This is a genomic window from Devosia sp. Z6_126 (genome assembly GCF_058133495.1).
In genome coordinates, this window is record NZ_JBYUNO010000001.1 from 83034 (window position 1) to 109612 (window position 26579).

Consider the following 26579-nt stretch of genomic DNA (forward strand, 5'->3'; position numbering starts at 1 on the left):
GGAGCACCACAATCCCATGCCCCAGCTATTGACCAATGCCGCCGAATTCACCGTGTCCGAGATCGCTCAGGCGGTGAAACGGACGGTGGAAGATGAATTCGGCTCGGTGCGAGTGCGCGGCGAGATTTCGGGCTTTCGCGGCCAGCACGCCTCTGGCCATTGCTACTTCACGCTCAAGGACGAGAACGCGGCGATAGATGCCGTGGTGTGGAAAACGAGCTACCCGCGCCTCAGCTTCAAGCCCGAAGAAGGGATGGAAGTGATTGCGAGCGGCCGGCTCACCACCTTCCCGCGTTCCTCCAAATACCAGATCGTCATCGACAATATCGAGCCCGCCGGTGCCGGAGCGCTGATGGCGCTGCTGGAAGAGCGGCGCAAGAAGCTGCTGGCCGAGGGCCTGTTTGCCCGCGAGCGCAAGCGCCCCCTGCCCTACTTGCCCCGGGTGATCGGCGTCATTACCTCACCAACCGGCGCCGTGATCCGCGACATCCTCCATCGCCTTGAGGATCGCTTCCCCAGCCACGTGCTGGTCTGGCCCGTGCGCGTGCAGGGCGACACCTGCGCGCCGGAAGTGGTCGCCGCGCTCGAGGGCTTCAACGGTCTGGCGGTCGGTGGCGCGATCCCTCGCCCGGACCTGCTGATCCTGGCCCGCGGCGGTGGCTCCATCGAGGATCTTTGGGGCTTCAACGAGGAAGCGGTGGTGCGCGCCGTCGCCAACAGCGCCATTCCGGTGATCTCGGCGGTGGGACACGAGACCGACACGACGCTCGTCGATTATGCGTCCGACATGCGGGCCCCGACCCCAACTGCTGCTGCCGAAGCGGCAGTGCCGGTGCGCGCCGAATTGATCGGCTATGTCGATGACCTCGGCGCCCGCCAGCGCGGCGCCAGCCGGCGTCTCGTCAACAACGCGCGCGATCGCTATAGAGCGGTAGCCGCCGGCCTGCCGCGCGCTTCCGATCTCGTGGCGACGCAGCGCCAACGGCTCGACCATGCTTCAAGCAATCTGTTCTCGTGCCTGCGCCACTCGGTGCAGGAGCAGCGCATGCGGCTGTCGCGCGTCGAGCCCAAGCTGCGCCCGCAGCTGCTCGAGCAGCGACACCGCGACGGCGCGGAACGTCTGCGCAACCTGAGCCATCGCGCCAATAGCGGGCTCTGCCTCAATGTGGAGCGGGCCCGCTTTACCTATGATCCTCGTGCGGGGCGGCTGGATGCAGTGGCCAGCCGGTTGCTCGAGCGCAAGCGCGCCTTGTTCGAGGCGGTGGCACCAAAGCTCTCCCCGCGCAGCTTGCAGGCCGAACTGCGGCAGGGGCGGAGCCAGCTGGCCCCACTGGCAGCACGGCTGCGCTCAAGCGTAGCCCTCGGCCTGGCTGACCGGCGAGCCGCCCTCAATCAGGAGGGGAAACTACTGGTTTCCCTCAGCTACAAGAGCGTTCTGGCGCGCGGGTTTGCGGTGATCAAGGACGAGGCGGGCAATTTGGTGCGCGAACGCGCAGAACTTCAGCCCGGGCAGACCGTGGGCATTGAGTTAACTGATGGGCAGACTTCGGCCACCATCACTGGCGCCCCGGCGACACCCCGCCGCAAGCCGCGTCCAGCCGATCCTGAGCCTCAAGCTCAGGAGAGCCTCTTTTGATCGAGGCTCGGGAGCGCTATATCGGGCCCGACTGTAAGGAGCCGCCGCATGAACATATTTGACAAAGGCTTTTCCGCCAGCGAGGCAGTTGTCCGCTATCTCGACGGCGACTATGTCGTGCTCAAGCCAGGCACCTTTGTGCGTTGCGCCATTACCGGCAAGGCCATTCCGCTCGACGAGTTGAGCTACTGGAATGTTGATCGGCAAGAGGCTTATGTCGATGCCGCCGCTGCGCATGAGGCCTATGAGCGGTACGGCCTGGGATCCTGAGCGTGGTGCCAGCCTCACCCCGCCGGCCCTTGCTGTTCATTTCGAACGGGCATGGGGAAGACGGCATCGCTGCCGCGATTATTGCCCGCTTGCCAGACGGCATGCGCGCCGAGGCCTATCCGATGATCGGGGCGGGCAATGCTTACGCCGGCATTTGCCCGATCGTTGGTCCCCGGGCGACCCTCGCCTCAGAGGGCTGGCGTAACGTCAAGGGCTCGCTGCGGCGCGACGTTGCCAGCGGCGGACTGGCAATCATCCCCCCGGCCCTGCGGTTCATGCGCCAGTGCGTCGGCCAGTATGAGCGGGTTGTGGTTGTAGGTGACATGGTCGGCGTGCTCGCAGGGCTGGTGACCGGCCATCGCGACCTGTTTTACCTCGACGTCTACAAGACCGGTGCTGCACGCCTTTATTCCGTGGCGGAGCGTTGGGCCATCAAGCGCACCTGCCGCATCGTTTTTTCTCGCAGCCCCAAATTGTCAAAAAACCTCCAGGCGCTCGATATCGACGCGCGCTGCGCCGGCAATATCATGATGGATACGGTGCCAGATGGCGCCTATGACGCTGCTGCTCGTCGCACGCGTCCGCTGGCGGTCACCCTGCTGCCCGGCAGCCGCCAACTTACCCCTGAAAGCTTTGCGCTGCAGGTTGCCGCGCTGCGCACCCTGCCTGAGGCGTTGCGCCCCGACGTCTTTCTGGCGGTTGCCGGCAGCGTCAATATCGATGAACTGGCGCGCGCGGCTGATCTGGGCCGGATTGGCCTTCACAGTCACGAAGCCAATGATCTGGGAACGCTGGGCCAAGAGGGCCTTACCATCCACCTGGCACGGGGCGCGGCCTTGGGGAGCTTGCTGGAGAATTCAGACTTGGTGCTGTCCCAGGCAGGCACGGCAACGGTTCAAGCCTTGGGAATGGGCAAGCCCGTTATCACCTTCATCAAGGCACGCGATCGCCGCTCGCGCTTTAATGACGAACAAAATCTCTTTGGAGAAGCGCGAACGGTCGTGGCGCCGCAGGCGGGCGCAATCGGGGATGCGTTGCGGGATCTGCTCGAAGATTCCGACAAGCGTGCGCAGCTTGGCGCGCTCGGCCGTGAGCGCATCGGCCCGCCCGGCGCTATCGCAGCGGTGCTCGCTGCCCTTGCCGAGGATTAGCTTGGGCGCGGGTCGAGCAAGCGGTGCAGATGCACGATGAAATAGCGGGTCTGCGCGCTGTCGACCGTCATCTGCGCCTTTTGCTTCCAGGCGGCATAAGCGGTGGCATAGTTTGGGAACACGCCAACGATGTCGACCTTGTCGAGGTCCGCAAAGGTGACGCCTTCCAGGCTGGATAATTCCCCGCCAATCACGAGGTGAAGCAACTGCTTTTCGGGCTCTGGTTTGGTGCTTGGCATAACGGGGTTTCCATCACGAAGGCTGGGGAGAATCGAGCGCCGGCTCGGCGGCGGATGGGCATCCATAGACCTTGATCAGCGCTGCATGAACAAGCGGTTTTAGGCTCATGTCACTCAGGGCCGCAAGCGCGCCGTGGCGAACATCGCGCTTGTTGAACACTGGTTGCCCCACACAGACATCGGCAAGCGGAATGCCGGCTTCTTCGAGGATCAGGGCGGCGGCTGCGATGTCCCAATCCTGCGCACCCCGACGCGAGACGGCAGCGTCGAGCTTACCCGTAGCGACCTGTACGAGGCGATATGCCAGCGAAGGCAATGAGGGACCCCTGGTGTAATCCAACCCCCCGGCGGCCAGTTCCTGATGAACCGCGGTGGGCGCCGGAATCAAAGGCAAAGCTCCGGCGCGGCGACGACGGCGCAATGGCGCTCCATTGAGGCGAGCACCTGTGCCCCGGCAAGCATCATACATTTCGTTGCGCACCGGCGCATAAACCACGCCGGCAATCGGCACCCCGTCCTCAACGACGGCCAGGGAAACGGTCCAACTATCTTCGCCGCGCAAGAACCCCTTGGTTCCATCGATTGGGTCGACCACAAACACGCGCCGACAGGTCAGGCGCGACGGATTGTCCGCCGTTTCCTCGCTAAGCCAGCCATAATCGGGGCGCGCGGCGAGCAATGAGGCCGCAAGGTAGCGATCAACCAGAATATCGGCTTCACTGACGGGCGAAGCATTGTCCTTGGTCCAGGCCTTAACCGGTGCTCGGAAAAAGCCGCAGGCAATGATGCCTGCCGAGACGGCGCTCGAGCGCAACAGTTCAAGATCTTCTTGGGCGCTGGTGGGGGCTGCATGCATGGGCCCGGTTCTAGGCCGGTGCCCGGCTTTGGACAAGGTGCAAGCTGGCCTGGGACATTTCGCCCCCATTCCTTGCGTAATGCGCACAAACCAGCAGCCGATTGGTTGGGGTTAACCGGCTCCTACACCGGGTCACATCCTGCTAACCCTGCAGGAAAACAAGATAAACTTAACCGAGCGGATTAAGGCGACAGGTAAGGGGACGCGCTAGATTGGCCGCACAAAAGAGAGCACGCAATAAGCTCTCGGGGTTAGCAGGAAGGCAGATCAAATGGGTGAAGGCTTAGCCATAGAAGGCGGTTCAGTGGTGCTGGCATTTGGCCGACCGAACGTAATCGATCGCCGCTTTGTTGCAGCAAACGATAATGGCCCCAAGGAACCGGTAAAGACCGTGACCGTGCGCAAGCAGCTCGAGCAGAGCGGCATTGTGATCAAGATCAAGGTTCCAGTGCATGAATTCATCGGCGTCGCGGTGGCGACGTCCATTTCCATCGAAGGTGCTTTGACGAGCGCGATCGAGCTGGTCCATGCGGACGAAAACCTGAACTACCGGGTGTTCGAGGAAGAGGGTAACCAGAACGTCGTCGCCGAATGGCAGAACTGGGGTCGCAAACTTCGCCTGCCGCTGTTTATCAAGGCGGGCGATGGCACCTATCTGCCCTATTCGCAGCAGGTGGACGGGGTAATGCTCGGGCAAGGGGTTGCTCGGCGCCGCCTTGCTGCCGATGCCGCTCGCCGCCCCCGCTTCCTTAATCGCCGCAAGCCCGGCCAGGGCGAAGCGAACTAGATTCCGAGTTGCCTCCAAGCACGTTGAAGGGACCAGTCGGTGGTGCGGCTGGTCCCTTTGGCGTTTTGCGCTCCCTTACCAGACCCACTCGGCAAGGAGAGCCAGGGTCAAGACAACCCCGACATAATGATTGCTCTTGAAGCGCAGCAGCGCATTGCCGGGGGCCCCCGCATCAAGGGTTTGCACCTGCCAGAACAAGAGCCCCAAGGCGATCAGCGAAAGCACGGCAAACAGCACCCCGGCGCCCACCAGCACCGCCGCCGCCAGCCACAAGACGAAGGCCGCGACATAAAAGCCGGTCACAATGGCTCTGGCGCGCTTTCCAAACAGCAGAGCGGTGGATTTGACCCCGATCAGGGCATCGTCTTCCACGTCCTGCAAGGCGTAGATCGTGTCGTAGCCGATGGTCCACAGGATACAGCCGAAATAAAGCAGCAGCGGCGCCACCGACAGCCCGCCCGTCTGGCTCGACCACCCCATCAGCGCGCCCCAGGAGAAGGCGAGGCCCAGAAAGGCCTGCGGCCACCAGGTCACGCGCTTCATGAAGGGGTAGATGGCGACCAGCACCAGCGAGGCCACACCGAGAACAATGGTGAAGGGATTAAACTGCAGCAGAATCAGCAGTCCCAGCAGCCCCTGCACCACCAGAAATACCAGCGCTTTTTTTGCCGAAACCTGCCCGGAAGGGATCGGCCGCGAGCGGGTGCGTGCGACTTTGGTGTCGATGTCGCGATCCACAAAGTCGTTGAACGTGCAGCCGGCGCCCCGCATCAGCACGGCGCCAACAAACATCAGGACGGCCGCCCGCCAATCAAAGCCGCGAAGCGGCTCGGCTACAGCAGCAAGTCCCAGGCCCCAGGCACAGGGCCAGAACAGCAGCCAAAAGCCGATCGGTCGGTCCCAGCGCGCCAATCGCGCATAGGGCTTGAGCCATGCGGGCGCGAAACGGTCAACCCAATTGCCCTGTGCGGCATCAGCCACACCCGTTCCGATCTGAGCGTCCAATGGGCTCGCCATGCTATCCTCGTTTAATTGCGCGGGCGCGGATCATTCGCCTCGTGCTGCTGCTCTACTGCGTTTGCGCGAATTAGAGTAGAGCTGACCGCGCCACGCCCCGCTGGCTGGCTTTCTGCGCTCACCGGACCTTCTCATGCCCCGCTCCCACGCCACCCTGCCCCGCCTTTATATCGAGCCCGATCTTGGGCCCGGCTCACCAATTGCGCTGAGCAAGGAGCAGTCCCTTTATCTAGCCGCGGTGCTGCGCAAGAGCGTGGGGGATGAAGTGGTGTTGTTCAACGGCCGCCACGGCGCTTGGCGTTGCCGGATGGTAGTGGATGCAAAAAAGGCCGTGGTGCTTGAGACCCTCGAGCAGATTGCCCCCCAAACGCCGCCATCGCCGCTCTGGTATGGCTTTGCGCCGCTCAAGACCGAGCGGCTCGATTATGTGATCCAGAAGGCCACCGAGATGGGAGCTGGAACCATCCAGCCGGTGCTGACCCAGTTCACCCAGGTGAGCCGGCTCAAGCATGAACGGCTCGTCGCCAATGCCGTGGAGGCGGCCGAACAATGCGAAGTGTTGACTGTCCCCGGCATTGAGCGCGAGATCACGCTTGGGTCATTGCTGGACGGCTGGAGCGAAGCTCAAGGCGAGCGGCGCTTGGTTGTTGCCGACGAGTCCGAGGCATCGGGCTCAACGCTGGATCGGCTTTTTGAGCTGCGCGACACGCCCGTCGGCCTGCTGATCGGCCCGGAAGGCGGCTTTTCGCCCGAAGAGCGCGCCCGTCTGCATGGCTCTCCGTTTGTGGTGCCGATCAGCCTCGGTCCCCGCATTCTCAGGGCTGATACGGCGGCTGTCGCAGCGTTAGCGGTGATTCAGGCTAGCATCGGTGATTGGCGATAAGCTGATTGCTTTGTCGCGGTGCAACGCTATGTTCGCGCCATACTCGACCTTCTCATTGCAAGAGCATCCCATGGCCGGCGCCGACACCCACTCGTCCCCCATCGAATCGCGCACCGACCTGATCGAGGCCATGGCGCGCGGCTGCAAACCGCAAAGCGAGTGGCGGGTCGGCACCGAGCACGAAAAGCACGTGTTCCACACCAATCCGCTCCGCCCCGTCACCTATGAAGGCCCGCAGGGCATTCGCGCCTTGCTGGAAAGGGTCCAACAACTCACCGGCTGGGAGCCCTTTTTCGATGGGGACAATCCCATCGGCCTGCGTAACAACGAGGTCGCGGGCGGCATCTCGCTCGAGCCAGGCGGGCAGTTCGAACTCTCGGGCGCCCCGCAGGAGGACCTGCATGGCACCGCGGCCGAGTTGGCCGAGCATATGCGCGTCGCCAAGGCCGCAGCCGCGCCGCTCGACATCCACTTCCTTGGGCTGGGCGTGACGCCGACCTGGTCGGTCGCCGAGATCCCCTCCATGCCCAAGTCGCGCTATGGCATCATGGCGCCCTATATGGAGCAGGTGGGCACACTCGGCACCTCGATGATGTTCCGCTCCTGCACAGTGCAGGCCAATCTCGATTTTTCGAGCGAAGCAGACATGGTGCGCAAACTGCGAGTGGCCCTCGCCCTCCAACCCATCGCCACCGCCCTCTTTGCCAATTCGCCCTTTGTGGATGGCCGCGATTCGGGTTTCCTGAGCTTCCGCTCCCATATCTGGCTCAACACCGATGCAGCCCGCACCGGCATGCTCCCCTTCGCCTTCGAAGAGGGCTTCGGCTTTGAGCAATACGCGGATTACGCGCTCGACGTGCCGATGTATTTCGTTATTCGCAACGGCCAATACGTCAATGTCGCGGGCGAAAGCTTCCGCGCTTTCCTCAAGGGCGAGTTGCCCCAATTGCCCGGCGAAAAGCCCACCATCAAGGATTGGGAAGACCACCTCTCCACCATTTTCCCCGAAGTGCGGCTCAAGCAATTCCTTGAAATGCGCGGCGCCGATATGGGCGACGAGAAATCGGTGACTGCCCTCTCGGCGTTCTGGGTTGGTCTGCTTTACGACGATATCTCCCTCGAAGCCGCCTATGAGATGATCCAGCCCTGGACCGAGGGGGATCGCGAGCACCTGCGCCGCGAAGTGCCGCGCCTGGGCCTCGACACGCCGCTCGGGCGCACCAATGTGTATGATTTCGCCGCCCAGGCCGTCGGGATTGCCGAAGCCGGGCTTGTGCGCCGCGATCGCCGCAATGCCGCCGGCAAGGACGAAACCATCCATCTGGCCCCGCTGGAAGAAACCATTCGCCTGTCCCAGTCCCCGGCTGAACGGTGGCTCGCCAAGTTCAACGGCGAGTGGAACGAGGACGTGACGCCGATTTTCCGCGAAGCCGAAATGTAGTTCCGCCTTGCTCCGGCCCACCCTCTGGTGCATCACCGCCCCAGACAGTGACGGAGGGGCGCATGCGGGTTCTGGTGATTGGTTCGGGCGGACGTGAACATGCGCTCGCCTGGAAACTGGCGCAGTCGCCACGGCTGACCCAGCTTTTTGTCGCGCCCGGCAATGGTGGCACGAGCGAGATCGCCGAAAACGTCGCCATCGACATCACCGACCACCAAGCCGTAATCGACTTCTGCAGGCTGATGGCCATCGACTTGGTGGTGGTCGGCCCTGACGCCCAGGTGGTCGCTGGGCTAGGCGACGATCTGCGGGCGGCTGGAATCGCCTGCTTTTGCCCCTCAAGGGCCGCTGGGCAGCTTGAAGGCTCCAAAAGCTTCACCAAGGCGCTCTGCGACGAGATGGGCATCCCGACGGCCGCCTATCGCCGCTTTGAGAGCCAAGGTCCGGCGCTCGATTATCTGGCCACCCAGACGGTCCCCATCGTCGTCAAAGCCGATGGCCTTGCGGCGGGTAAAGGCGTGACGGTCGCCGAAACCCTGGAGGATGCGCGCGCTGCGGTCGTGGATTGCTTCAGCGGCACATTCGGTGCCGCCGGGGCATCGGTGGTGATCGAAGAATTCATGACGGGCGAGGAAGTGAGCCTTTTCGTTCTGTGCGACGGTCAGACCATTCTGCCGCTCACCACTGCGCAGGACCACAAGCGCGCCTTTGACGGCGATACCGGCCCCAATACGGGCGGCATGGGCGCTTACAGTCCCGCCGACATTCTAACACCCGATCTCGAAGCGCGCGTTCTGCGCGAAATCATTGAGCCCACGGTGCGCGGCCTTGCTGCGCGCGGCACGCCTTACCAGGGGGTGCTCTATGCCGGGCTGATGCTCACCGATGAGGGCCCCAGGCTTGTTGAATATAATGCCCGCTTCGGTGACCCGGAAACGCAGGTGCTGATGCTGCGGCTGCAGTCGGACCTGCTGGAGCTGCTTTATGCCACGGCCACTGGCGCTCTCGCCGGGCACGAGGTGCGCTGGAGCCCCGAGACAGCCATTACGGTGATCCTCGCCAGCCAAGGCTATCCCGGTTCCTACACGACCGGGTCAGAGATCAAGGGGTTGGACGGGCTTAACCACGACGGTGTTCAAATCTTCCATGCCGGAACGCGGCGCGAGGGCGGGCGTTTACTGGCAGCAGGGGGACGGGTTCTCAACGTTTCGGCGCTTGGGGCTGATATAGCAGAGGCGCAGCGTCGTGTTTACCGATGCGTGGACCAGATTGATTGGCCAGAGGGCTTTTGCCGCCGAGATATTGGCTGGCGGGCCATCGAGCGTAACCGCGCCTAAGCCCCACACCAACGGCACGGATTTACCATCCCCGCCGCCCACCTTTGACGGCGTTCCACCCAGGCGTAAGCTGACGGCTCTGCAGCTGCGCGGCAAGGCTCTTGGGGATCATTTGCGCGGCTTACGGGCGGAGCGGAGCGGGGTGAGCACATCTGCCGGACTCAAGATCGGGGTAGCACTGGGTGGCGGATCGGCCCGCGGGCTCACCCATATTCCTTACATCGAGGCCATGGATGAGCTTGGCTTGCGGCCTTCGGTTATCGCCGGAACCTCGATCGGTGCCTTGATCGGCGCTGGCTGGGCTGCCGGTATGACGGGCAAGGAGTTGCGCGAGCACTCGACTGAAGTGCTCGGCACGATGCGGATCATAGCCGGCAAGCTTTGGGCGACCCATATCCGGCTTGGGGGCATTCTCAGAAACGGTATTCCGACCCAGCTCGATGCCACCAGCATCGTTGATGCCTTCACCCCCCTCGGGTTCCCGGAAACGTTCAAGGAGCTATCGGTGCCGCTTTATGTGGTGGCAACCGATTACCAGTCCTGGCATCAGGTCGTGTTCAACACCGGCCTGTTGCGGCCAGCCATTGCCGGCTCCATTGCCATTCCAACCTTTTTCAAGCCGGTGAGCTATGCCAATCACGTCCTGGTCGATGGGGGCGTCGTTAACCCGCTGCCGCTCGACCAAGCCGATATTGGCACCGACTTCTTGATCGGGATTGATGTAAATGGCGACCCTTCGCTGGGGCTCAACAAGACCGACCATAGGCCGATCGATATGTGGTTCGGCTCGGCCCAGATCATGATGCACTCGCTGACAGCGCATATGATGGCGGCCTATCCACCCGACATCTATATACGCCCCCATGTCTCGTCCTTCGGCATGCTTGAGTTCTGGCGGGTGCGCGAAATTTTCGCCCATGTTGATGCAGACAAAGACCGGTTCAAGCGGATGCTGTCGCAGCGCATGGAAGATTATATGCGAGGGCGGATACCGGTGATCGACAGCTCGCCGGACGTGGTGCGCTAGCGCAGCTTGGCAAAGAAGCGCTTGAGCAAGACTTCAGACCGGGCAGCTCCTAACCCTGCGATGATTTCCGGGCGATGGTGGCAACTCGGTTGGGCGAAGAGGCGAATGCCGTTCTCCACCGCACCCGCCTTGGGGTCCTCAGCACCGAAATAAACTCGACGTAGTCGCGTATGGGCGATGGCGCCGGCGCACATGGCGCATGGCTCGAGCGTCACATAAAGATCGCAGCCATCCAGCCGACCGGTGCCCCGGCGGGCGAGCGCCGCGCGGATGGCCAGCATTTCGGCATGCGCTGTGGGATCGTTGAGCACACGCATCTGGTTGCGCTCGGCCGCCAGAATCTGCACCCCTTCCACGACAACCGCCCCAACGGGAGCCTCGCCATCGGCTGCGGCTTCTTCGGCCAGCTCAAGGGCCAGATCCATAGCGGCTTGGGGCATGCATTGGTTCTCCGGGCGCATTCGTCCCGGAGGATTAGACTTAATCGGCTGGGCTGCGCAATCCGCCCACGCTGTTGCCCGAAGGGGCGCCTCCCCCGAACCATTGAATTCCGCATTAGCTTCGTGGTTGGCTTTGGTCACGTCGTCGTTGGCCTCGGGCAGTTTGGCGCCAGGGGCCGGCTTGTCGCCGTTAAACTGCCGATTGGCCGCTTCATTGGCAGCCTTGGCCTCGTCTGCCGGGCTGCCGGGCTTAGTGATTACGCTCATGGTGCGCGCTCCTTGCTGCCCCGATACAATGCAGTACGGGCCGTCATGGTTCGCTAATGTCGCCGCGCAGCACAAAAGCAGGGTCGGCATAACAGCCGGCTTGGCTTATGCTGGCTGCAAGGAGAATCGCCCATGCCGATCCGGCAACTGCCCGAAAATCTCGTCAACCGCATCGCGGCGGGCGAAGTGGTGGAACGGCCCGCGAGCGTGGTCAAGGAGCTGGTGGAGAACGCTATCGATGCCGGAGCGAGCCGCATCACAGTCACCACAGCCGGCGGCGGCAAAAGCCTGATCCGCATCGAGGATGACGGCTGCGGCATGGATGGCGACGATCTCGTGCTGTCGGTGGAACGTCACGCTACATCCAAGCTTTCGGCTGACGATCTCGACGAGATCCGCACGCTGGGGTTTCGTGGGGAAGCCTTGGCTTCGATCGGCTCGGTCGCCGAACTTTCTATCGCCTCGCGTCCGGCGGGGGCGCAAAGCGGGTTGCGCCTGTCCGTCAGGGATGGCGTGCGACACGGTCCGATCCCGCACCCGCTCAACCGCGGCACCGTGGTTGAGGTCAAGGACCTCTTCCGCAATGTGCCGGCGCGGCTCAAATTCCTCAAGTCGGACCGGGCAGAAGCCGGGGCGATCACCGAAGTGGTCAAGCGGCTCGCCATGGCCAATCCCGGCGTGCATTTCGTGCTGGGTGGAACAGATCGTTCACCCGCCAATTGGCCCGCGGTGCATGGGTCGGGTGCGCTCGAAGGTCGGCTCGCTCAGATCATGGGTGATGATTTCGCCCGCAACGCCGTGGCCCTTGCCACGCAACGCCATGGCGTCGTGGTTGCGGGGCTCGCCGGTTTGCCGACCTTTACCCGCGCCAATTCGCTGTCCCAGTTCTATTTCGTCAATGGCCGCTCGGTGCGCGACAAGGTGCTGATCGGCGCCATCCGGGCGGCCTATGCGGATTACACCTTCCGCGACCGCTTTCCGGTGGTGGCGCTGTATCTGGCGATCGATCCGGGCGAAGTGGATGTCAATGTTCATCCCGCCAAGGCTGAGTTACGGTTCCGCGATGCGGGAGCGGTGCGCAGTGCAGTGATCCGCGCGGTGGGTGAAGCGCTGACGGCAGCGGGCTGGAAGGCTTCATCCAGCGTTGCCGATGACGTGCTTGGTGCCTTCTCAGCCCCACCTCCCGCATCGGCCCCTGAGTTGGCAGAAAGCCCGGGGCTTGGCTATTCCGCCCCGCCCTATGCAGCCGCAGCGTCCTTAAATAGCAGGCAGCTTGTGGACACCCCGAGGTCGCTGCCCCGGAGCCTCGCCGGCCTTGCCGAGCCCAGCGCCAGGGTAGAAACCTTGCCAGAGGCCAGGGATCAACACGACTTTCCGCTGGGTACCGCCCGGGCACAGATGTTTGACAATTTCATCATCGCCCAGAACGGTGATGGCCTGCTGCTGATAGATCAGCATGCCGCTCATGAGCGGCTGGTCTACGAACGTTTTAAGCAGCAAATGGCGGCGGGCCCGATACAAAGCCAGGCCCACCTGATCCCGGTGGTGGTGGAACTGCCCGAGGAGGATTGCACCCGGCTCGAGGAAGCGGCCCCCGAACTGGAGCGGTTCGGACTTTATCTCGAGCGCTTCGGCCCGCGAGCGGTGGCGGTGCGGGAGACCCCTGCCTTGTTAGGCCAAACGGACGTCGCAGGACTGGTACAGGACATTGCCGATGGCTTGGCGGAGTGGGAAACCAGCTCGGCCTTGGCTGATCGGATGGAAGCGATCATCGCGCGCATGGCGTGTCACGGCTCGGTTCGCTCAGGCCGGCGGTTGCGGGTGGAGGAAATGAACGCGCTGCTGCGCGACATGGAACGTACGCCCCATTCCGGCCAGTGCATCCATGGGCGTCCAACCTATGTGGAGCTTAAACAGCGCGACATTGAGCGCCTGTTCGGCCGTACCCGCTAACCAGGTTAAGGCTGCAGCGATCACCCGGGCAGGACGTTAACCTCCTGCAGGAGGTCGAGATGAGCGTTGTTGATGAGAGGCCGGAAGCAGCCGCCCGGATCGTCCGCAAGCTACAACAGGCGATCAAGCCACTACCCCATCCGGCCGATGCGATCGAGTTCGGTAACTGCTTCGATGCATTCGGCGACGCCAAAGTCGTCCTCCTGGGTGAAGCGAGCCATGGCAGCTCGGAATTTTATGCTGCGCGCGCGGCCATCACCCGCCACCTGATCGTCAACCATGGCTTTTCCATCGTGGCGGTGGAGGCGGACTGGCCCGACGCGAACCGGATTGATCACCATGTCCGCCAGCGGCAAGGCCCTGGCTATGATGAAACCTCCTTTGCCCGCTTTCCCACCTGGATGTGGCGCAACGAGGATGTGGCCAACTTTGTTGGCTGGCTGCATACCCATAATTCAGCACTGCCATTGAGCCGGCGCGTCGAGTTCCGCGGGCTTGACGTTTATTCGCTGCGTGGATCGATCAGTGCAGTGCTGGGCTATCTCGACCGTGTGGATCCGGCGGAAGCGCGAAAGGCACGACGGCGGTATGGCTGCCTCACGCCCTGGCAAGCCGAGCCCGAATGGTATGGCCGCTCCGTCATCACCGGCGAGATCGACCCGTGCGAAGAAAAGGTGGTGGAGCAACTTACCGAGCTAATGGGTCACCAATTCAGCTACGCAGGTGAGGACAGCGCCGATTTCTTCGATGCGACCCAAAATGCCCGAGTGGTGCTCGCCGCCGAGCAATATTATCGGGTCATGTATCAGGGCTCCAACGAGTCCTGGAATTTGCGCGACCGGCATATGTTCGAGACGCTCGAGGCAGTGCTGGAGCATCGGGGTCCCGACGCCAAGGCAATTGTTTGGGCGCACAACTCGCATGTGGGCCGGGCGGCGGCTACCGAAATGGGCTGGCAGGGGCAGCTTAATATCGGCGATCACGCCAAATCGGCCTGGGGCGAGCGTGCAGTTGCAATTGGCTTTGGCACCGATCGCGGAACGGTGGCTGCGGCCGATGATTGGGACGAGCCGATGCGGATCAAGACGGTCCGTCCGGCCCGCCCCGATTCACATGAGCGGATATTCCGCGACACCGGGGTCGAGCGCGGTCTGGTCGATTGGCGCAGCGACGCTCAGCTGCGGTCGGCGTTGTCAGAACCCCGGCTGGAGCGAGCGATCGGGGTGATCTACCGCCCCGAAACGGAGCGGCAGAGCCATTACTTCAATGCCGTGCTGCCAGAGCAATTCGACGCTTTTGTCTGGTTCAATGAGACAAAGGCAGTTACGCCGCTCCCAACCGAGCGGCCCCGTGGGGTCCCCGAAACCTACCCGTTCGGGGTCTAGCGGGGCTCAGCTGAATACGCTGGCACCCCGGTCGGCTACGCCCACAAGGCTGCGCATGCCGGCGAACAGTTCGCGGCCCATACCCCATTGCTGGTTGCTCAAGTCTTCGGTGGCGGCCGGGCGGGCATGGAGTTCGGCCTCATCGCCCATGAACTGCAAGGTTCCCGCATTGGCATCGAGCCGGATCATGTCGCCGTCCCGCAGCTTGCTGATAGGGCCGCCATCGACCGCCTCCGGGGTCATATGAATTGCCGCCGGGACCTTGCCCGAAGCGCCCGACATTCGCCCGTCTGTCAACAAAGCGACCTTGAAGCCGCGATCCTGCAACACGCCGAGGGCGGGAGTGAGCTTGTGCAGTTCGGGCATGCCGATGGCCCGCGGACCCGAGAAGCGGACAACCGCGATCATGTCGCCGTTCAACTCGCCCGCCTTGAACGCCGCCTGCATTTCTTCCTGGCCGTTGAACACCCGTGCCGGAGCCTCGACGACCCGGTGCTCGGGCTTGACTGCGGAAACCTTGATCACCGAGCGCCCGAGATTGCCGGTCAGGAGCTTGAGGCCGCCAGTCTGCTGGAAGGGTGCGGCCGTGCCCGTTAGTACCTTTGGCAGGTGCGAGTGCTTGGGAGCGGGCTCGAAGCTGAGCTTGTCCTCGATTAACTTGGCTTCAACCGTGTAGTTGGAGAGGCCCTCGCCCCAGACGGTCTTCACATCTTCATGCAGATGACCCGATGCCAGCAATTCCTGGATCAGGAAGCCCATGCCGCCAGCCGCGTGGAAGTGGTTCACGTCGGCAACGCCATTGGGATAAACGCGCGCCAGCAGCGGGGTGGCGTCGGAGAGATCGGACATGTCGTCCCAGGTCACCTGCAGCCCCGCGGCCGCCGCAATGGCGATCAGGTGCATGGTATGGTTGGTGGAGCCGCCGGTGGCATGCAGGCCAACGAGCCCGTTGACGATGGCCTTTTCGTCGATCACGTGCCCCACTGGGGTCCAGTTGTTGCCTTGGGCAGTCAAGGACAGTGCTCGCACGGTAGCTTCCCGGGTCAGCGCATCGCGCAAGGGCGTGCCGGGGTTGACGAAGCTGGCGCCGGGCAGGTGCAGGCCCATGATTTCCATAAGCATCTGATTTGAGTTCGCGGTGCCGTAAAAGGTGCAGGTTCCCGGTGAGTGGTAGGACTTGGCCTCGGCTTCCAGCAGTTCGGCGCGTCCCACCTTGCCTTCCATATAAAGCTGGCGCACGCGGCTCTTCTCGTCATTGGGCAGGCCCGAGGGCATGGGCCCAGCGGGAATGAACACGGCCGGCAGATGCCCGAAGGTTAGCGCCCCGATCAGCAGGCCCGGAACGATCTTGTCGCAAATACCCAGGTAAACGGCGGCGTCGAACATGTTGTGCGACAGCGCGATAGCCGTCGCCATGGCAATCACATCGCGCGAGAACAGGCTCAAATCCATGCCAGGCTGGCCTTGCGTCACGCCATCGCACATCGCCGGCACCCCGCCGGCCACCTGGGCGGTGGCACCGATCGCAGCAGCCGCTTGCTTGATGATTTCGGGGTAGAACTGGTAGGGCTGGTGCGCCGAGAGCATGTCATTATACGAGGTGACAATGCCCAGATTGAGCGTTTTGGTGCCAGCCAGCGCCGCTTTTTCGGCAGGCGAGCAGGCGGCAAAGCCGTGGGCGAGATTGCCGCAGGACAAGCTCGAGCGATAAACCCCGGCTTGCCGCTGGGCGTCGAGACGGCGCAGATATTGGGCGCGACTGTCGCGGCTACGGGCCGCTATGCGGTCGGTGACATCCTGGATGGCTTGCTGAACAGGCATTGGAGCTCCTTGGTGGAGCCGCAAGTGGCCAAAGCGGTCAATTGGGGAGCGCTTCGGGGACTATGGGCACCAATAGACAGTTAAAGGATGGCCGGAGCGCAGCACGGCGCGAATGGGCATGTCCTCAACGGGACCTTCGCCCAACGCCGCGTCCAAAACGGCGGCCTTTTCTTCCCCCTCGATATGGAGGTAGAGCCCATCCGTTTCCAGAAGACGCGGAAGGGTAAACGTGATGCGTGGCTCGCCCGCACCAGGCGCCCGGATGGCGATGGTTGGTCCCGGCGCGCTCAGCGCCTCGGCCAGGGTATCGCCCCCGGGAAAGAAGGACGCGGTATGCCCGTCGCTGCCCATGCCGAGGACCACGGCGGCAAAGGGGCGCGGCAGCGCTTCCAGTTGAGCGTTGGTGCGCTCTACAGCTTCATCGTCGGGTGCATCGCCACCGGAATAAAGGGGCAAGAACCGCGCTACCGCGGCCGGGCCCTGCAGCATGCGCTCGTTGACCAGCAGCGCATTGGAGCGATCGTTGGTTTCATCGACCCACCGCTCATCAACAAGGGTGACCACCACCTTTTCCCAGTCGAGGTCCTTGAACTTGCCCAGGGCCTGGAAAAAGCGCGCGGGCGTCGAGCCGCCGCTCACGGCAATGGCTGCATTGCCCCGCTCGGCGATGGCTGCGCGGATACGGTCGGCAACGGCTTCGGCCAATTCCTTGGCGAGGGTGGGCTTGTCGGCAAAGGTGCGGCGGTCGAGCATGGTCTTAGTGATCTTCCTCATACCAGGTGCGGCCGTCGCGCTCGATCAGCGCAATGGCACCCGATGGGCCCCAGGTTCCGGCGGTGTAAGGCTGGGGCGGCTCACTCGAATTGTCCCAGGCCTCGCGGATCGGATCGACCCATTTCCAGGCCGCTTCCAGCTCGTCGCGGCGCATGAACAAGGTCTGGTTGCCGCGGATCACGTCCAGCAGCAGCCGCTCATAGGCCTCCGGCGTGCGCTCGGTGAAGGTCTGGGCAAAGCTCAGATTGAGCGGGACTTCGCGCAGGCGCATGCCGCCCGGCCCGGGATCCTTGATCATCATCATCAGCTTGACGCCCTCATCGGGCTGCAGGCGGATTATTAGCTTGTTGGCCTTGGGCGCGCCTTCGGCGTGATCGAAGATAGAGTGCGGGATGGCGCGGAACTGAATGCAGATTTCCGAGACGCGCTGGGCCATGCGCTTGCCCGTGCGCAGATAGAACGGCACGCCCGACCAACGCCAATTACCAATTTCGGCCTTGAGCGCCACAAAGGTTTCGGTGCGCGAACCCTTCTTTTCGCCCGGAAGTTCTTCCTGGTAGCCCTTGACCGAAGTGCCTTCCGAAGACACCGCGCGATATTGCCCGCGCACGGTCATGCGCGCTACATCCCCCGCAGTAATCGGCTTGAGCGAGCGCAGCACTTTAAGCTTTTCATCGCGCAGCGCATTGGCGTCGTCCGAGGCTGGCGGCTCCATCGCCACAAGACAGAGCAGTTGCAGCATGTGGTTCTGAATCATGTCGCGCAGGGCGCCACTCTCGTCGTAATAGCCGCGCGTTCCTGCGCCGACCGATTCCGAAACGGTAAGCTGGACATGGTCGATATGGGCCGAGTTCCAGACCGGCTCAAACAAGGTGTTGGCAAAGCGCAGCGCCAGCAGGTTCTGCACCGTTTCTTTGCCCAGATAATGGTCGATGCGATAAACCTGATCTTCTTCGAAGATCTTGGCCACGCCATCATTGATTTCCATAGAGGATGCGAGATCGTGGCCAAGCGGCTTTTCGATCACGACGCGGGCGTCGCGCCGGTAATAGCCCTTCTTCGACAAATATTCGGCTATCGGCTCGAACAGGTCGGGTGCCACCGCCAGGTAGAAGGCGCGCACGATCTCGGGATCGTCCCGCAACGCGCCGTCCAGGTCGGCCCAGTTCGCCGGGTCGCTCACATCATTGGCGACGTAGGAGAAGATCGACACAAAGCGGTCGATCGTTGCCTCATCGTGATATTCCTGCTCGACAAACTCCGTGACCGCATTCCGGGCAAGGGTCTGGAACTCGGCATCGGACAAGGGAGAGCGTGAAACGCCGATGATGCGAGACCGCTCGTCGAACTGCCCATCCTTGAACCGATGATAAAGGGCCGGGATCAACTTGCGCTTGGTCAGGTCACCAGTAGCCCCAAAAACCACGTAGTCGAACGGTTGGACCGGAATAATGCGACTGGACACGAGCTATAGTCCCTTGTTGGCGGCAGAAGCGAAGTTTTGCTTGGCGAGGATAACTGCGCCATGCAGCGGTTCAAACTGCGGCAGCGCGACGAAATTGCCATAACGTTCACGCAGGATGGGGAAGATGCGCTGCCCAAAGCCACCTACCACCGCCATCACCTTGGCGTTGCGGGCCTGGAACCAGCGAACATAGGCGTCCACATAGCCCAGTTGTACGGTCATCATCTTTTGGGCAACCGGGTCGCCAGCATCAAAGTATTCCATCAGCAGCGGGATCAGCTTGCCAAATTCTGCCGGAGCTCGCCCGATCAAGGCATCATCGCACCCTTCCGATCCGTCGCGGCTGATGATCTTGACGTCGAGATCGACCGCAAAGGACCAGCTCATGACCGCCTGGTTGTCGCCGCCCAAGGCGGCAAGCACAGCTTCGGTCAGCGGCGAGGCTTCGACCAGCCCGTCACTGGCTTCAACGGCATAGCGCACCAGTTCGCGCCCGAGGATCGCGCCCGACATCTGGTCGCCGATCTGGAAGCCCCAGCCGCCGCATTGGAAGCGCTGCCCCTCGACTACGGCCAGGGCCGCAGACCCGGTGCCGACAATGATCACCCCGCCATCATTGCCCGCCAGGGCGCCGGCATGGGCAATGTCGATATCGTCATAGACCTGCACCCCGGCAAAGGGCCAGGGCCGCGCGGCAAAAGCGGCACGGGCCGTATCCATGCGCCCACCCGCCATGCCAAAGCACGCGTAAGTATCAGCCGTGAGTGCGTGGTCGAGCCCGGCGGCGGCAAACACATCGCGGGTGCCGTCGAGGATGGCCTTGTAAGCGGGATCCGCGCCATCGATCTGTAGGTTGGAGCGCCCGTTCTTGACCTCGGCAAGCGTTTGCAGATTTTCGTCAGCCAAGCGGATGCGGCAATTGGTGCCGCCGCCGTCAACGCCAAGATAAAACCGGGGCACGCGGGTCAACTCCGTTGGAAAATCCGGGATGGTAAAGGCTTGTTTCGGCGCGGACCATAGTGCGAAAGACGCTAAGACGAAAGTAGAATAAGCGTCGGATCGTCCAGTGTGGGGCAAGCTCGCTTGCACAGCCAAATTGGCCTAATACTAGGGATCAAAGTGCGGCCGACGTTGAACCGGCCCTCATGGCTAAAAACACAAAGGTGCGATGATGCAGCGGCATGTGCTGGTTCTGGGAGGGGCGCGCTCTGGCAAAACGGCATTTGCCGAGCGGCTGGCGATTCGCTCAGGCGGCAGCCCCGCCTATCTCGCCACGGCGCAAGCGCTGGACAGCGAGATGCGCCAGCGCGTCGCCACCCACCAGCGCGGCCGCGGTGGCCGCTTCACCACCATCGAGGAACCACTGGCGCTCAGCCAGACGCTGCTGCGCGCTGGCAACAGCCATGATGTGGTGCTGGTGGATTGCCTAACACTCTGGATCACCAATCTGCTCGTCGCCAATTCCGATGTGGCCGCGGCGGTAGAGGAACTCGTCGACGGACTGGCGAAAATGGAGAAGACCCGCGTCATCCTCGTGAGCAACGAGGTGGGCTTGGGGATCGTGCCGGACAATGCGATGGCCCGAACATTCCGGGACCTCGCGGGCGCCGCCCATCAGCGCCTCGCCGATATCTGCGAGGATGTGTATTTCGTGGTTGCCGGATTGCCGATAACGCTTAAGGGCGCCACGGACGACTGATCTGCGGCTAGTCGACCAGCCATCCCAGGAGCAGCAGGACAAGGCAGGCCGCCAGCAGCACGTTAAGTGTCGCCCGGTAGAGCGCCAGCGCCTGTGCAATGTCGTTGGCTTCGAGGTCGCGCTTGCCCGACCCGAGTAGCGGCAGATCCACCACTTCGCCGCCATAGGCGCGCGGCCCACCAAGGGCAAAACCCAGCGCACCGGCAAAGGCGGTTTCGGGCCAGCCGGAATTGGGCGAGGCATGTTTGCGGGCATCGCGGCGGGTCGTTGCCGAGGCCTGCGCCGCCGAGGCACCGGGCACGAACCGGCAGGCGAGGACAATCAGCACGGCGGTGAGGCGGGCGGGGATCCAGTTGACGAGATCGTCCAGCCGGGCAGCGGCCCAGCCATAGTAGCGGTGGCGCTCGTTAAGGTGACCGATCATCGAATCTGCCGTGTTGATCGCCTTGTAGAGCGCGATGCCGGGCAGGCCCGCGATGAGCAGCCAGAACAAGGGCGCGACGACGCCGTCTGAAGTGCTTTCCCCCAGGGTTTCTACCGCTGCCCGCGCGACCCCAGCCTCATCGAGTTGTTCGGGGTCACGACCCACGATGTGGCTGACGGCTTCGCGGCCCTCGGCCAGTGAGCGGTCGAGGGCGAGAGCAACGGCGTTGACGGCGCGCCCGAGTTCCTTTTGCGCGAGAAATGGCGTCGCCAGCAGGGCTTCCGCTAGCCAGCCAAAAGGCAGCGCGCGCAAAAATAGCTGCAGGGGCAAGGTGATGGCGAGAGTTACAAAGAGCAACACGCCCAGGCCCAGCACCCCTACCCGGCGCTGCGCCTCGGGGGAAAGCCGGTCGCGGTCCGCGCGATTGTCGAGCCAGGCGATGAGGCGACCGAACCACATGACGGGGTGACCGAGTGCGCGGAGCAAAAGGTCGGGGTAGCCGAGCCAGCGTTCGAGCAGCAGCGCGATGGGGGCGATGAGGAGGTTGGTCACAGCCGGGCGGTCCGGGACAGGGCGAGGATGGCGTCGAGGTCGAGGTGGTGCTCGAGATGGGCGGCGAGGTCGTCGAGGGTTTGCTCGACGCCGGCTTCGTAGTCGAGATCGGGGGTAGCGACGGCGCCGAGAAAGGCGCGGCGGAAGGGATCGGCGGCGAAAAGGCCGTGCAGATAGGTGCCGATGATTCGCCCATCGGGGCTGATGGCGCCTTCCGGCTGGCCGGCAACTTCTGCGAAAGGGCGAGCCGTATCAAGGCCTTGGGTGACGCCCATATGCATGTGGTAGCCGCTGATGGGTTGGCCGCTTGCGGGGTGGATGGCTTGCTCGAGACGCAGTTGTTTGGTGGGGGATAAAATTGTGGTGACCTCGAGCAGGCCCAGGCCTTCGGTGGTGCCGGGGGCGCCCTCGATGCCGTCGGGATCGGCGATGGATTGGCCCAGCATCTGGTAGCCGCCGCAGATGCCGAGGATGCGGCCGCCGGCGCGGTGATGGGCTTTTATGTCGATGTCCCAGCCATTTAGCTTGAGGGCAGCGAGGTCGGAACGGGTGGCTTTGGAGCCGGGGAGGATCACCAGGTCGGCGTGGCGCGGAATGGGCTGGCCGGTCTGGACGAGGATGAGCTCGACGCCGGGCTCGGCGCGCAAGGGATCGAGGTCATCGAAGTTGGCGATGCGCGGCAGGCGGGGGACGGCGATGGTGAATCTGCCTGTACTGGCAACGGGTTGGCCGACTTCGAGCGCCAGCACGTCTTCGGCGGGAAGGCGGTGGGCGGCGGGGAAATGGGGGATGGGGCCGAGGCAGGGGACACCGGTTTTCTCAGCGAGAAAGTGCTTCGCGCCGTCGAAAAGGGTGGGATCGCCGTGGAATTTGTTGATCATGGTGGCGGCGATCAGGGCGCGGTCTTCCGGTTCGATTACGGCAAAGGTGCCGATCAGTGCCGCAATTACGCCACCACGATGAACGTCACCTAACAGAATTGTCAGGATGGATGTGGCGCGGGCAAAACCCCAATTGGCGATGTCGTTGGCCCGCAGGTTGACTTCGGAGGCACTCCCCGCCCCTTCCACCAAAACGAGGTCCACGTCGGCGGCCAATTCGCGATAGGCGGCGAGCACTTCTGGGAGGAGTTCGGCGCGGCGGGCAAAATATTCGCGCGCGGCCATGGACTGGCGGCGCTGGCCACGCACCACGAGCTGGGCGCCGGTTTCGCCTTCGGGCTTGAGCAGCACCGGGTTCATCGCGGTGAGCGGATCGCGGCGGCAGGCGCGGGCCTGCAGCGCCTGGGCGCGCCCGATCTCGCCGCCATCAGCAGTGACCGCGGCGTTGTTGGACATGTTTTGCGGCTTGAAGGGCGCGACACGCAGCCCGCGATTGGTGAAGGCGCGGCAGAGGCCGGCGACGATCAGCGACTTGCCGACATCGGAGCCGGTGCCCATGACCATGAGGGCGCGGGCGCTCATGGGGCGGCATCCACGACATGGGCATAGGAGCCCATCACCGAGCCGATCACCGCACCCATAGGCGGCAAGTTATCCCCGCGCGCGTCAGCTGCGATAAAAAGGGGCGGCAGGCGCGACTGCTTGGCGGAGGAATAGTGAAATTCGTGACCGTGCAGATTGGGGGGAAAGGGCAAGGCGCCGGTGTGGCGCAGGCGCCGATAGCCGAGAATGCGCTTGGGGCGATCGATGCGGGTGGTGACGGGCAAGAGGCCGGCCATGGCGTGTTCAGTGCCCGCTTTGTCCACCAAAGCGTCGCCCAGAACCATGAAGCCCCCGCATTCGCCATAGATCAGCGCATTGCGGTCGCGAGCGGCAAGGAGACCCGCCTTGAAGATGGATGCGGCGGCGAGGGTTGCGCCATGGAGTTCGGGATAACCGCCGGGCAAGAACACGGCGTCAGCCCCCGGCGCGGGCGGCTCGTTGGCCAGCGGGGAAAAGAACAGCAGCTCGGCCCCCTGCTCGCGCCAGCCATCCAGCAGGTGCGGATAAAGAAAGGCGAACGCCGCGTCCCGCGCAATGGCGATGCGCTGACCCAGCGGGGGCAGCGGAGTGCTCCCAGCATCGGCTGCGGCGAGGGGCGCGCCGAGTGCCTGGAGCCGATCGAGATCGAGATAGTCGCCCATGCTGGTGGCGGCCGTCTGGAGGAAATCGGCAAAACCATCGATCTCGCCGGGCAGGACAAGCCCGAGATGGCGCTCGGGGAGCGCCAGTTCGGTGTTGCGCGGAATGGCGCCAAGACAGGGGATGCCGGTGGGCAGCAGCGCTTCAAGCAGCATGCGCTCATGCTTGGCGGAAGCCACGCGATTGAGAATGATGCCGGCGATGCGCACGCCGGAACGCCAATGGGCAAAGCCGGCGACCAGGGGCGCAACGGACTGGCTTTGCTTGTCGGCATCGACCACCAGCACCACGGGCAGGTCCAACATCTGGGCAAGATCGGCAGTGGAGCCCCAGCCATCAGCGCCGGCGTCAAACAAGCCCATGACCCCTTCAACGATTAGGAGGTCGGCGCCGGTGGATTGAACGCCCGCGAGATGGCGCAGGCGACCCGGCGTCATGGACCAGGGATCGAGATTGACCGCGTCGCGGCCGGCGGCGCGACCAAGAAAAGTGGGGTCGATATAATCGGGGCCAACCTTGGCGGGGGCCACGACCGTGCCACGCGCCCGAAAGGCGGCGAGCAGGCCAAGGGTGATGACCGTCTTGCCAGAACCCGAGCGGGGGGCCGCAACCACAAAGCCCCGGCTCACGCCGCACCACCTTGCCGCAGGGCTGCGGCGGAAAAGCGGCAGGGATTGCCTTGAGGCGCGCGGGCGGAGCCGCCACAATGGCGGGGAGCGAACAAGCAGATGGCGAACAGATGAATATCCTGGTGCTGGGCGGAACGGGGGAGGCACGCAAGCTGGCCGAGCGGCTGGTGGCGCTCGGGCACCAAGTGACGACTTCGTTGGCTGGACGTACGCAGGAGCCGATGGTTCCGGCGGGACAATTGCGGATTGGCTCGTTGGGCGGGGCTGAGGGCCTCGCGGCCTTTCTCCAGGCGAGCGGGTTTGATTGGCTGATCGATGCGACCCATCCCTATGCTGCCGGAATGTCGGCCAATGCGGTTGCCGCGGCAAACGGCGCTGGCGTCCCGCTGTTGCGGCTGGTGCGGCCAGCCTGGCGCGAGCCGCCCGAGGCGCCCTGGACCCATGTGCCCGACCTGGCCGCCGCGGCCGCGGCCATCCCTGCGGGCGCCAAAGTGCTGCTGACCACCGGACATGGTGGGCTCGAGGCCTTTCTCCGTCGCCAGGATTGCCGGTTTGTGGTGCGCTTGATCGAGCCGCCGGCAAAGCCACTGCCGCCGCATGCCGAAATAATTCTGTCGCGACCACCCTACCGTCTGGAAGGGGAACTGGCGCTGCTGGAGCGGGAAGCAATCACACATCTGGTCAGCAAGAACTCCGGCGGCGCACAAACCGCCGACAAGCTCGAGGCGGCGCGCCAGCGCAGGACTAATGTGATCATGGTCGCGCGTCCAGCTTATCCGCCGGCGCGCGAGGTCGCGGATGTGGAGGCGTGCGTGGCGGCGCTGGTCGCCTGACCGGCGGGCTGGCCAAATCGATCAAGCTGCCAGTTGGGGCGGCAAAGCGCCAGGGCGCAGGTGACGCGGGCGGTTTGGCGCTTGGGCAGCAGCAGCGTGCCGGCGGCAAGGGCACAGGCTTCGGCAATGGAGGGGAGCCCGGTATGGCGCTCAACCACGCTTGATGGAGTGGGGACGGCTGCCCGTAGGGCGTGACCATCAAGCAGGCGGAGGGGAACGCCGAGCCCGTCTGCAGCAGCAAGCAGCGCCGGATCCCCGGCCTTGCGGGCATGGCTGGCAAGGGCCACCAATGTAGCCAATGGCATGCCGGCTTCCTCGAGGCATTGCCCGACAAGGGCGATGATCTCCTGTGGATCGGTTAGGCGGCGCGAGCCAATTCCGGCCAATACCCGGGCCGGCTCGGCTGGAATGGTATGCACAGTGCCCTGCCCCATGGCGATGTGGTTGCTCCCGTGTGCAGCATGAGGCTCGATGCCGCTTGCCCTGCGGCTTGTAAGCGCCCGAGCCGATAGGGGCAATCAATGCGGCGGAATGCGGCGCCGATACGACCGGGCGAATAGCTCTTAGAGGTGAGATGCCAAGCCCAGGGCGCCCCTTGCGGCGGCTCTGAAGGGGGTTGCTAGGCCAGTTGGATTAGGTACTCGGCCGGAGCGGTTATACGCGCCATGACGGGTAGATCGTCTGGCAGCCGGGGTCAATTATGACAGTTCAATGACACTGGGCCGGGGGCGACGCGGTGACCGACATAACAGAGGAGCACGCCCGCAGGCTGGACGCCGCGCCGCCGGTTGGCCGCCCTCTCCTCGTGCCGCTGCTGATCTGGGCGGTGCCGATCGGTGCTGCCGTGGTGCAGCATGGCTTGGGGACTGGACGGGGAGGATAGGATCTGGCTGCTCGACCTTGATGTGGAGCGCAGCGTTTACACCTGTCCCAACTCCTGCTGGCGGGCGTAAGCCTGATGCTGCTGGATACCGGGGCCAGGGTTTATCGCCGGGAGCGGCTGATCGGGGCGCAGTGGACGCTGCTGGGTGTGGTGTTTTTCGGGCTATCCGCCGACGAGGCGCTGAGCGTTCATGAGCTGCTGTCGGCGCCGGTAGGTTCGAGCCTTGGCACATCGGGGTTCCTGACCTTCGCCTGGGTGCTACCGGTGGCGGCGCTGTGCCTCCTGGGGTTCGTGGCCTTTATTCCCTTTTTGCGGGCGCTGCCGGGACGCGTGCGCGCGACCATGCTGCTGGCGGCAGCGTTGTTTATCGGCGGCGCCATCGGCATGGAGCTGATCGGGGGCAAGCTTTATTCGGATGCCACGGGGGATGTGACCGCCGCCTCCTATCGCCTCGTGGCGATCATCGAGGAAGCACTGGAGGGCTTGGGGGTGCTGGTGTTTATCCACAGCATCGGGCTTTACCGCGCCGACCGGTGGATCGGTCCGCCAGTGGAATGAGCCTGGGGGCGTGGCGCCCGCAGCCTGACGGCCCATTGCTGTAGCTGCTGCCACTTCGGGATGGATCCCGGCTCAAGGTCGGGACGACACTTGTGGGTAGGGCGGCTCTTGAGGCCAGTGCGAGCGTTG

At 63.7% G+C, this 26579-nt stretch carries 26 protein-coding genes; 14 read left to right on the forward strand and 12 right to left on the reverse strand.

All coding sequences use genetic code 11. The annotated features are described in order from the left end of the window. Window positions 1-16 precede the first annotated feature (16 nt). The 3 genes from xseA to AC3YOG_RS00440 are packed head-to-tail and all read left to right on the forward strand — an operon-like array spanning window position 17 to window position 3057. Window positions 17-1636, forward strand: coding sequence for an exodeoxyribonuclease VII large subunit (gene xseA / locus AC3YOG_RS00430; RefSeq protein ID WP_489933660.1), 1620 nt, complete (start codon window positions 17-19; stop codon window positions 1634-1636). Window positions 1637-1684: 48 nt separating this feature from the next. Beyond that, window positions 1685-1906: a DUF2093 domain-containing protein gene (locus AC3YOG_RS00435; protein WP_127752169.1), complete on the forward strand. Its 222-nt coding sequence runs from the start codon at window positions 1685-1687 to the stop codon at window positions 1904-1906. 5 nt (window positions 1907-1911) lie between these two features. Continuing rightward, window positions 1912-3057, forward strand: coding sequence for a hypothetical protein (locus tag AC3YOG_RS00440; RefSeq protein WP_489933661.1), 1146 nt, complete (start codon window positions 1912-1914; stop codon window positions 3055-3057). Here the strand turns inward: AC3YOG_RS00440 and AC3YOG_RS00445 are convergent. Next, window positions 3054-3296 (reverse strand): DUF4170 domain-containing protein, encoded by a 243-nt coding sequence (locus tag AC3YOG_RS00445; protein WP_127752167.1) that lies wholly within the window; start codon window positions 3294-3296, stop codon window positions 3054-3056. The genes AC3YOG_RS00440 and AC3YOG_RS00445 overlap by 4 nt on opposite strands. 13 nt (window positions 3297-3309) lie before the next feature. Beyond that, window positions 3310-4152 carry a 3'(2'),5'-bisphosphate nucleotidase CysQ gene (locus tag AC3YOG_RS00450; RefSeq protein WP_489890619.1) on the reverse strand — a complete coding sequence of 281 codons (843 nt, stop codon included), beginning with the start codon at window positions 4150-4152 and terminating at the stop codon, window positions 3310-3312. Window positions 4153-4423: 271 nt separating this feature from the next. Here AC3YOG_RS00450 and AC3YOG_RS00455 point away from each other — a divergent pair, with 271 nt between their 5' ends. After that, the gene (locus tag AC3YOG_RS00455) at window positions 4424-4939 is read left to right on the forward strand and encodes a DUF6101 family protein (RefSeq protein WP_127752165.1); all 516 of its coding nucleotides are present in this window, start codon (window positions 4424-4426) and stop codon (window positions 4937-4939) included. Between the two features lie 75 nt (window positions 4940-5014). Here the strand turns inward: AC3YOG_RS00455 and ubiA are convergent, their stop codons facing one another. Continuing rightward, the gene (ubiA, locus tag AC3YOG_RS00460) at window positions 5015-5956 is read right to left on the reverse strand and encodes a 4-hydroxybenzoate octaprenyltransferase (RefSeq protein WP_489933662.1); all 942 of its coding nucleotides are present in this window, start codon (window positions 5954-5956) and stop codon (window positions 5015-5017) included. 133 nt (window positions 5957-6089) lie between these two features. On the opposite strand from ubiA, the gene AC3YOG_RS00465 reads away from it, so the two are divergent. The 4 genes from AC3YOG_RS00465 to AC3YOG_RS00480 all read left to right on the forward strand — a co-directional run bounded on the left by AC3YOG_RS00465 (window position 6090) and on the right by AC3YOG_RS00480 (window position 10644). Continuing rightward, window positions 6090-6839: a 16S rRNA (uracil(1498)-N(3))-methyltransferase gene (locus AC3YOG_RS00465; protein ID WP_489933663.1), complete on the forward strand. Its 750-nt coding sequence runs from the start codon at window positions 6090-6092 to the stop codon at window positions 6837-6839. 70 nt (window positions 6840-6909) lie between these two features. Next, entirely contained in the window at window positions 6910-8280 is a 1371-nt protein-coding gene (locus AC3YOG_RS00470; protein WP_489933664.1) for a glutamate--cysteine ligase, read from the forward strand. A gap of 62 nt (window positions 8281-8342) precedes the next feature. Further along, window positions 8343-9617, forward strand: a complete 1275-nt coding sequence (purD, locus tag AC3YOG_RS00475; RefSeq protein WP_489933665.1) for a phosphoribosylamine--glycine ligase — start codon at window positions 8343-8345, stop codon at window positions 9615-9617. Window positions 9618-9759: 142 nt separating this feature from the next. Continuing rightward, on the forward strand, window positions 9760-10644 hold the full coding sequence (locus AC3YOG_RS00480) for a patatin-like phospholipase family protein (protein ID WP_489933666.1): 885 nt from the start codon (window positions 9760-9762) through the stop codon (window positions 10642-10644). Here AC3YOG_RS00480 and AC3YOG_RS00485 read toward each other — a convergent pair. Beyond that, window positions 10641-11351: a nucleoside deaminase gene (locus tag AC3YOG_RS00485; protein ID WP_489933667.1), complete on the reverse strand. Its 711-nt coding sequence runs from the start codon at window positions 11349-11351 to the stop codon at window positions 10641-10643. The two genes, AC3YOG_RS00480 and AC3YOG_RS00485, sit on opposite strands and share 4 nt — an antisense overlap. A gap of 132 nt (window positions 11352-11483) precedes the next feature. Here AC3YOG_RS00485 and mutL point away from each other — a divergent pair, with 132 nt between their 5' ends. Both mutL and AC3YOG_RS00495 read left to right on the forward strand, forming a co-directional pair. Further along, a complete protein-coding gene (mutL, locus tag AC3YOG_RS00490) occupies window positions 11484-13304 on the forward strand; it encodes a DNA mismatch repair endonuclease MutL (RefSeq protein WP_489933668.1) in 1821 nt (606 codons plus the stop codon). Between the two features lie 59 nt (window positions 13305-13363). Then, window positions 13364-14689: an erythromycin esterase family protein gene (locus tag AC3YOG_RS00495; RefSeq protein ID WP_489933669.1), complete on the forward strand. Its 1326-nt coding sequence runs from the start codon at window positions 13364-13366 to the stop codon at window positions 14687-14689. Window positions 14690-14695: 6 nt separating this feature from the next. Here AC3YOG_RS00495 and edd read toward each other — a convergent pair whose 3' ends face one another. Genes edd through AC3YOG_RS00515 form a run of 4 tightly spaced genes read right to left on the reverse strand, consistent with a single transcriptional unit; the run spans window position 14696 to window position 19709 of the window. After that, window positions 14696-16510, reverse strand: coding sequence for a phosphogluconate dehydratase (gene edd / locus AC3YOG_RS00500; protein ID WP_489933670.1), 1815 nt, complete (start codon window positions 16508-16510; stop codon window positions 14696-14698). A 60-nt stretch (window positions 16511-16570) separates the two neighbouring features. After that, entirely contained in the window at window positions 16571-17284 is a 714-nt protein-coding gene (gene pgl, locus AC3YOG_RS00505) for a 6-phosphogluconolactonase (protein WP_210258513.1), read from the reverse strand. Then, entirely contained in the window at window positions 17268-18749 is a 1482-nt protein-coding gene (gene zwf / locus AC3YOG_RS00510; RefSeq protein ID WP_127752155.1) for a glucose-6-phosphate dehydrogenase, read from the reverse strand. The genes pgl and zwf overlap by 17 nt, the downstream gene beginning before the upstream one ends. Before the next feature lie 3 nt (window positions 18750-18752). Beyond that, a complete protein-coding gene (locus tag AC3YOG_RS00515; RefSeq protein WP_164854733.1) occupies window positions 18753-19709 on the reverse strand; it encodes a glucosamine kinase nucleotide-binding domain-containing protein in 957 nt (318 codons plus the stop codon). A 211-nt stretch (window positions 19710-19920) separates the two neighbouring features. On the opposite strand from AC3YOG_RS00515, the gene cobU reads away from it, so the two are divergent. Beyond that, window positions 19921-20448, forward strand: a complete 528-nt coding sequence (gene cobU / locus AC3YOG_RS00520) for a bifunctional adenosylcobinamide kinase/adenosylcobinamide-phosphate guanylyltransferase (RefSeq protein WP_489933671.1) — start codon at window positions 19921-19923, stop codon at window positions 20446-20448. A gap of 7 nt (window positions 20449-20455) precedes the next feature. Here cobU and cbiB read toward each other — a convergent pair whose 3' ends face one another. The 3 genes from cbiB to AC3YOG_RS00535 are packed head-to-tail and all read right to left on the reverse strand — an operon-like array spanning window position 20456 to window position 24176. Further along, entirely contained in the window at window positions 20456-21424 is a 969-nt protein-coding gene (gene cbiB / locus AC3YOG_RS00525; RefSeq protein WP_489933672.1) for an adenosylcobinamide-phosphate synthase CbiB, read from the reverse strand. Further along, a complete protein-coding gene (locus AC3YOG_RS00530) occupies window positions 21421-22887 on the reverse strand; it encodes a cobyric acid synthase (protein ID WP_489933673.1) in 1467 nt (488 codons plus the stop codon). The genes cbiB and AC3YOG_RS00530 overlap by 4 nt, the downstream gene beginning before the upstream one ends. Beyond that, a complete protein-coding gene (locus AC3YOG_RS00535; protein ID WP_489933674.1) occupies window positions 22884-24176 on the reverse strand; it encodes a cobyrinic acid a,c-diamide synthase CobB in 1293 nt (430 codons plus the stop codon). The genes AC3YOG_RS00530 and AC3YOG_RS00535 overlap by 4 nt, the downstream gene beginning before the upstream one ends. A gap of 77 nt (window positions 24177-24253) precedes the next feature. On the opposite strand from AC3YOG_RS00535, the gene AC3YOG_RS00540 reads away from it, so the two are divergent. Further along, on the forward strand, window positions 24254-25009 hold the full coding sequence (locus AC3YOG_RS00540) for a cobalt-precorrin-6A reductase (protein ID WP_489933675.1): 756 nt from the start codon (window positions 24254-24256) through the stop codon (window positions 25007-25009). On the opposite strand, the gene AC3YOG_RS00545 is transcribed toward AC3YOG_RS00540, so the two are convergent. Then, window positions 24949-25443 (reverse strand): cobalamin biosynthesis protein, encoded by a 495-nt coding sequence (locus tag AC3YOG_RS00545; protein WP_489933676.1) that lies wholly within the window; start codon window positions 25441-25443, stop codon window positions 24949-24951. The two genes, AC3YOG_RS00540 and AC3YOG_RS00545, sit on opposite strands and share 61 nt — an antisense overlap. 302 nt (window positions 25444-25745) lie before the next feature. Here AC3YOG_RS00545 and AC3YOG_RS00550 point away from each other — a divergent pair, with 302 nt between their 5' ends. Further along, window positions 25746-25892 (forward strand): hypothetical protein, encoded by a 147-nt coding sequence (locus AC3YOG_RS00550; protein WP_489933677.1) that lies wholly within the window; start codon window positions 25746-25748, stop codon window positions 25890-25892. 57 nt (window positions 25893-25949) lie between these two features. Beyond that, window positions 25950-26450, forward strand: a complete 501-nt coding sequence (locus tag AC3YOG_RS00555; protein ID WP_489934531.1) for a DUF8692 domain-containing protein — start codon at window positions 25950-25952, stop codon at window positions 26448-26450. The last annotated feature ends 129 nt before the right edge of the window (window positions 26451-26579 follow it).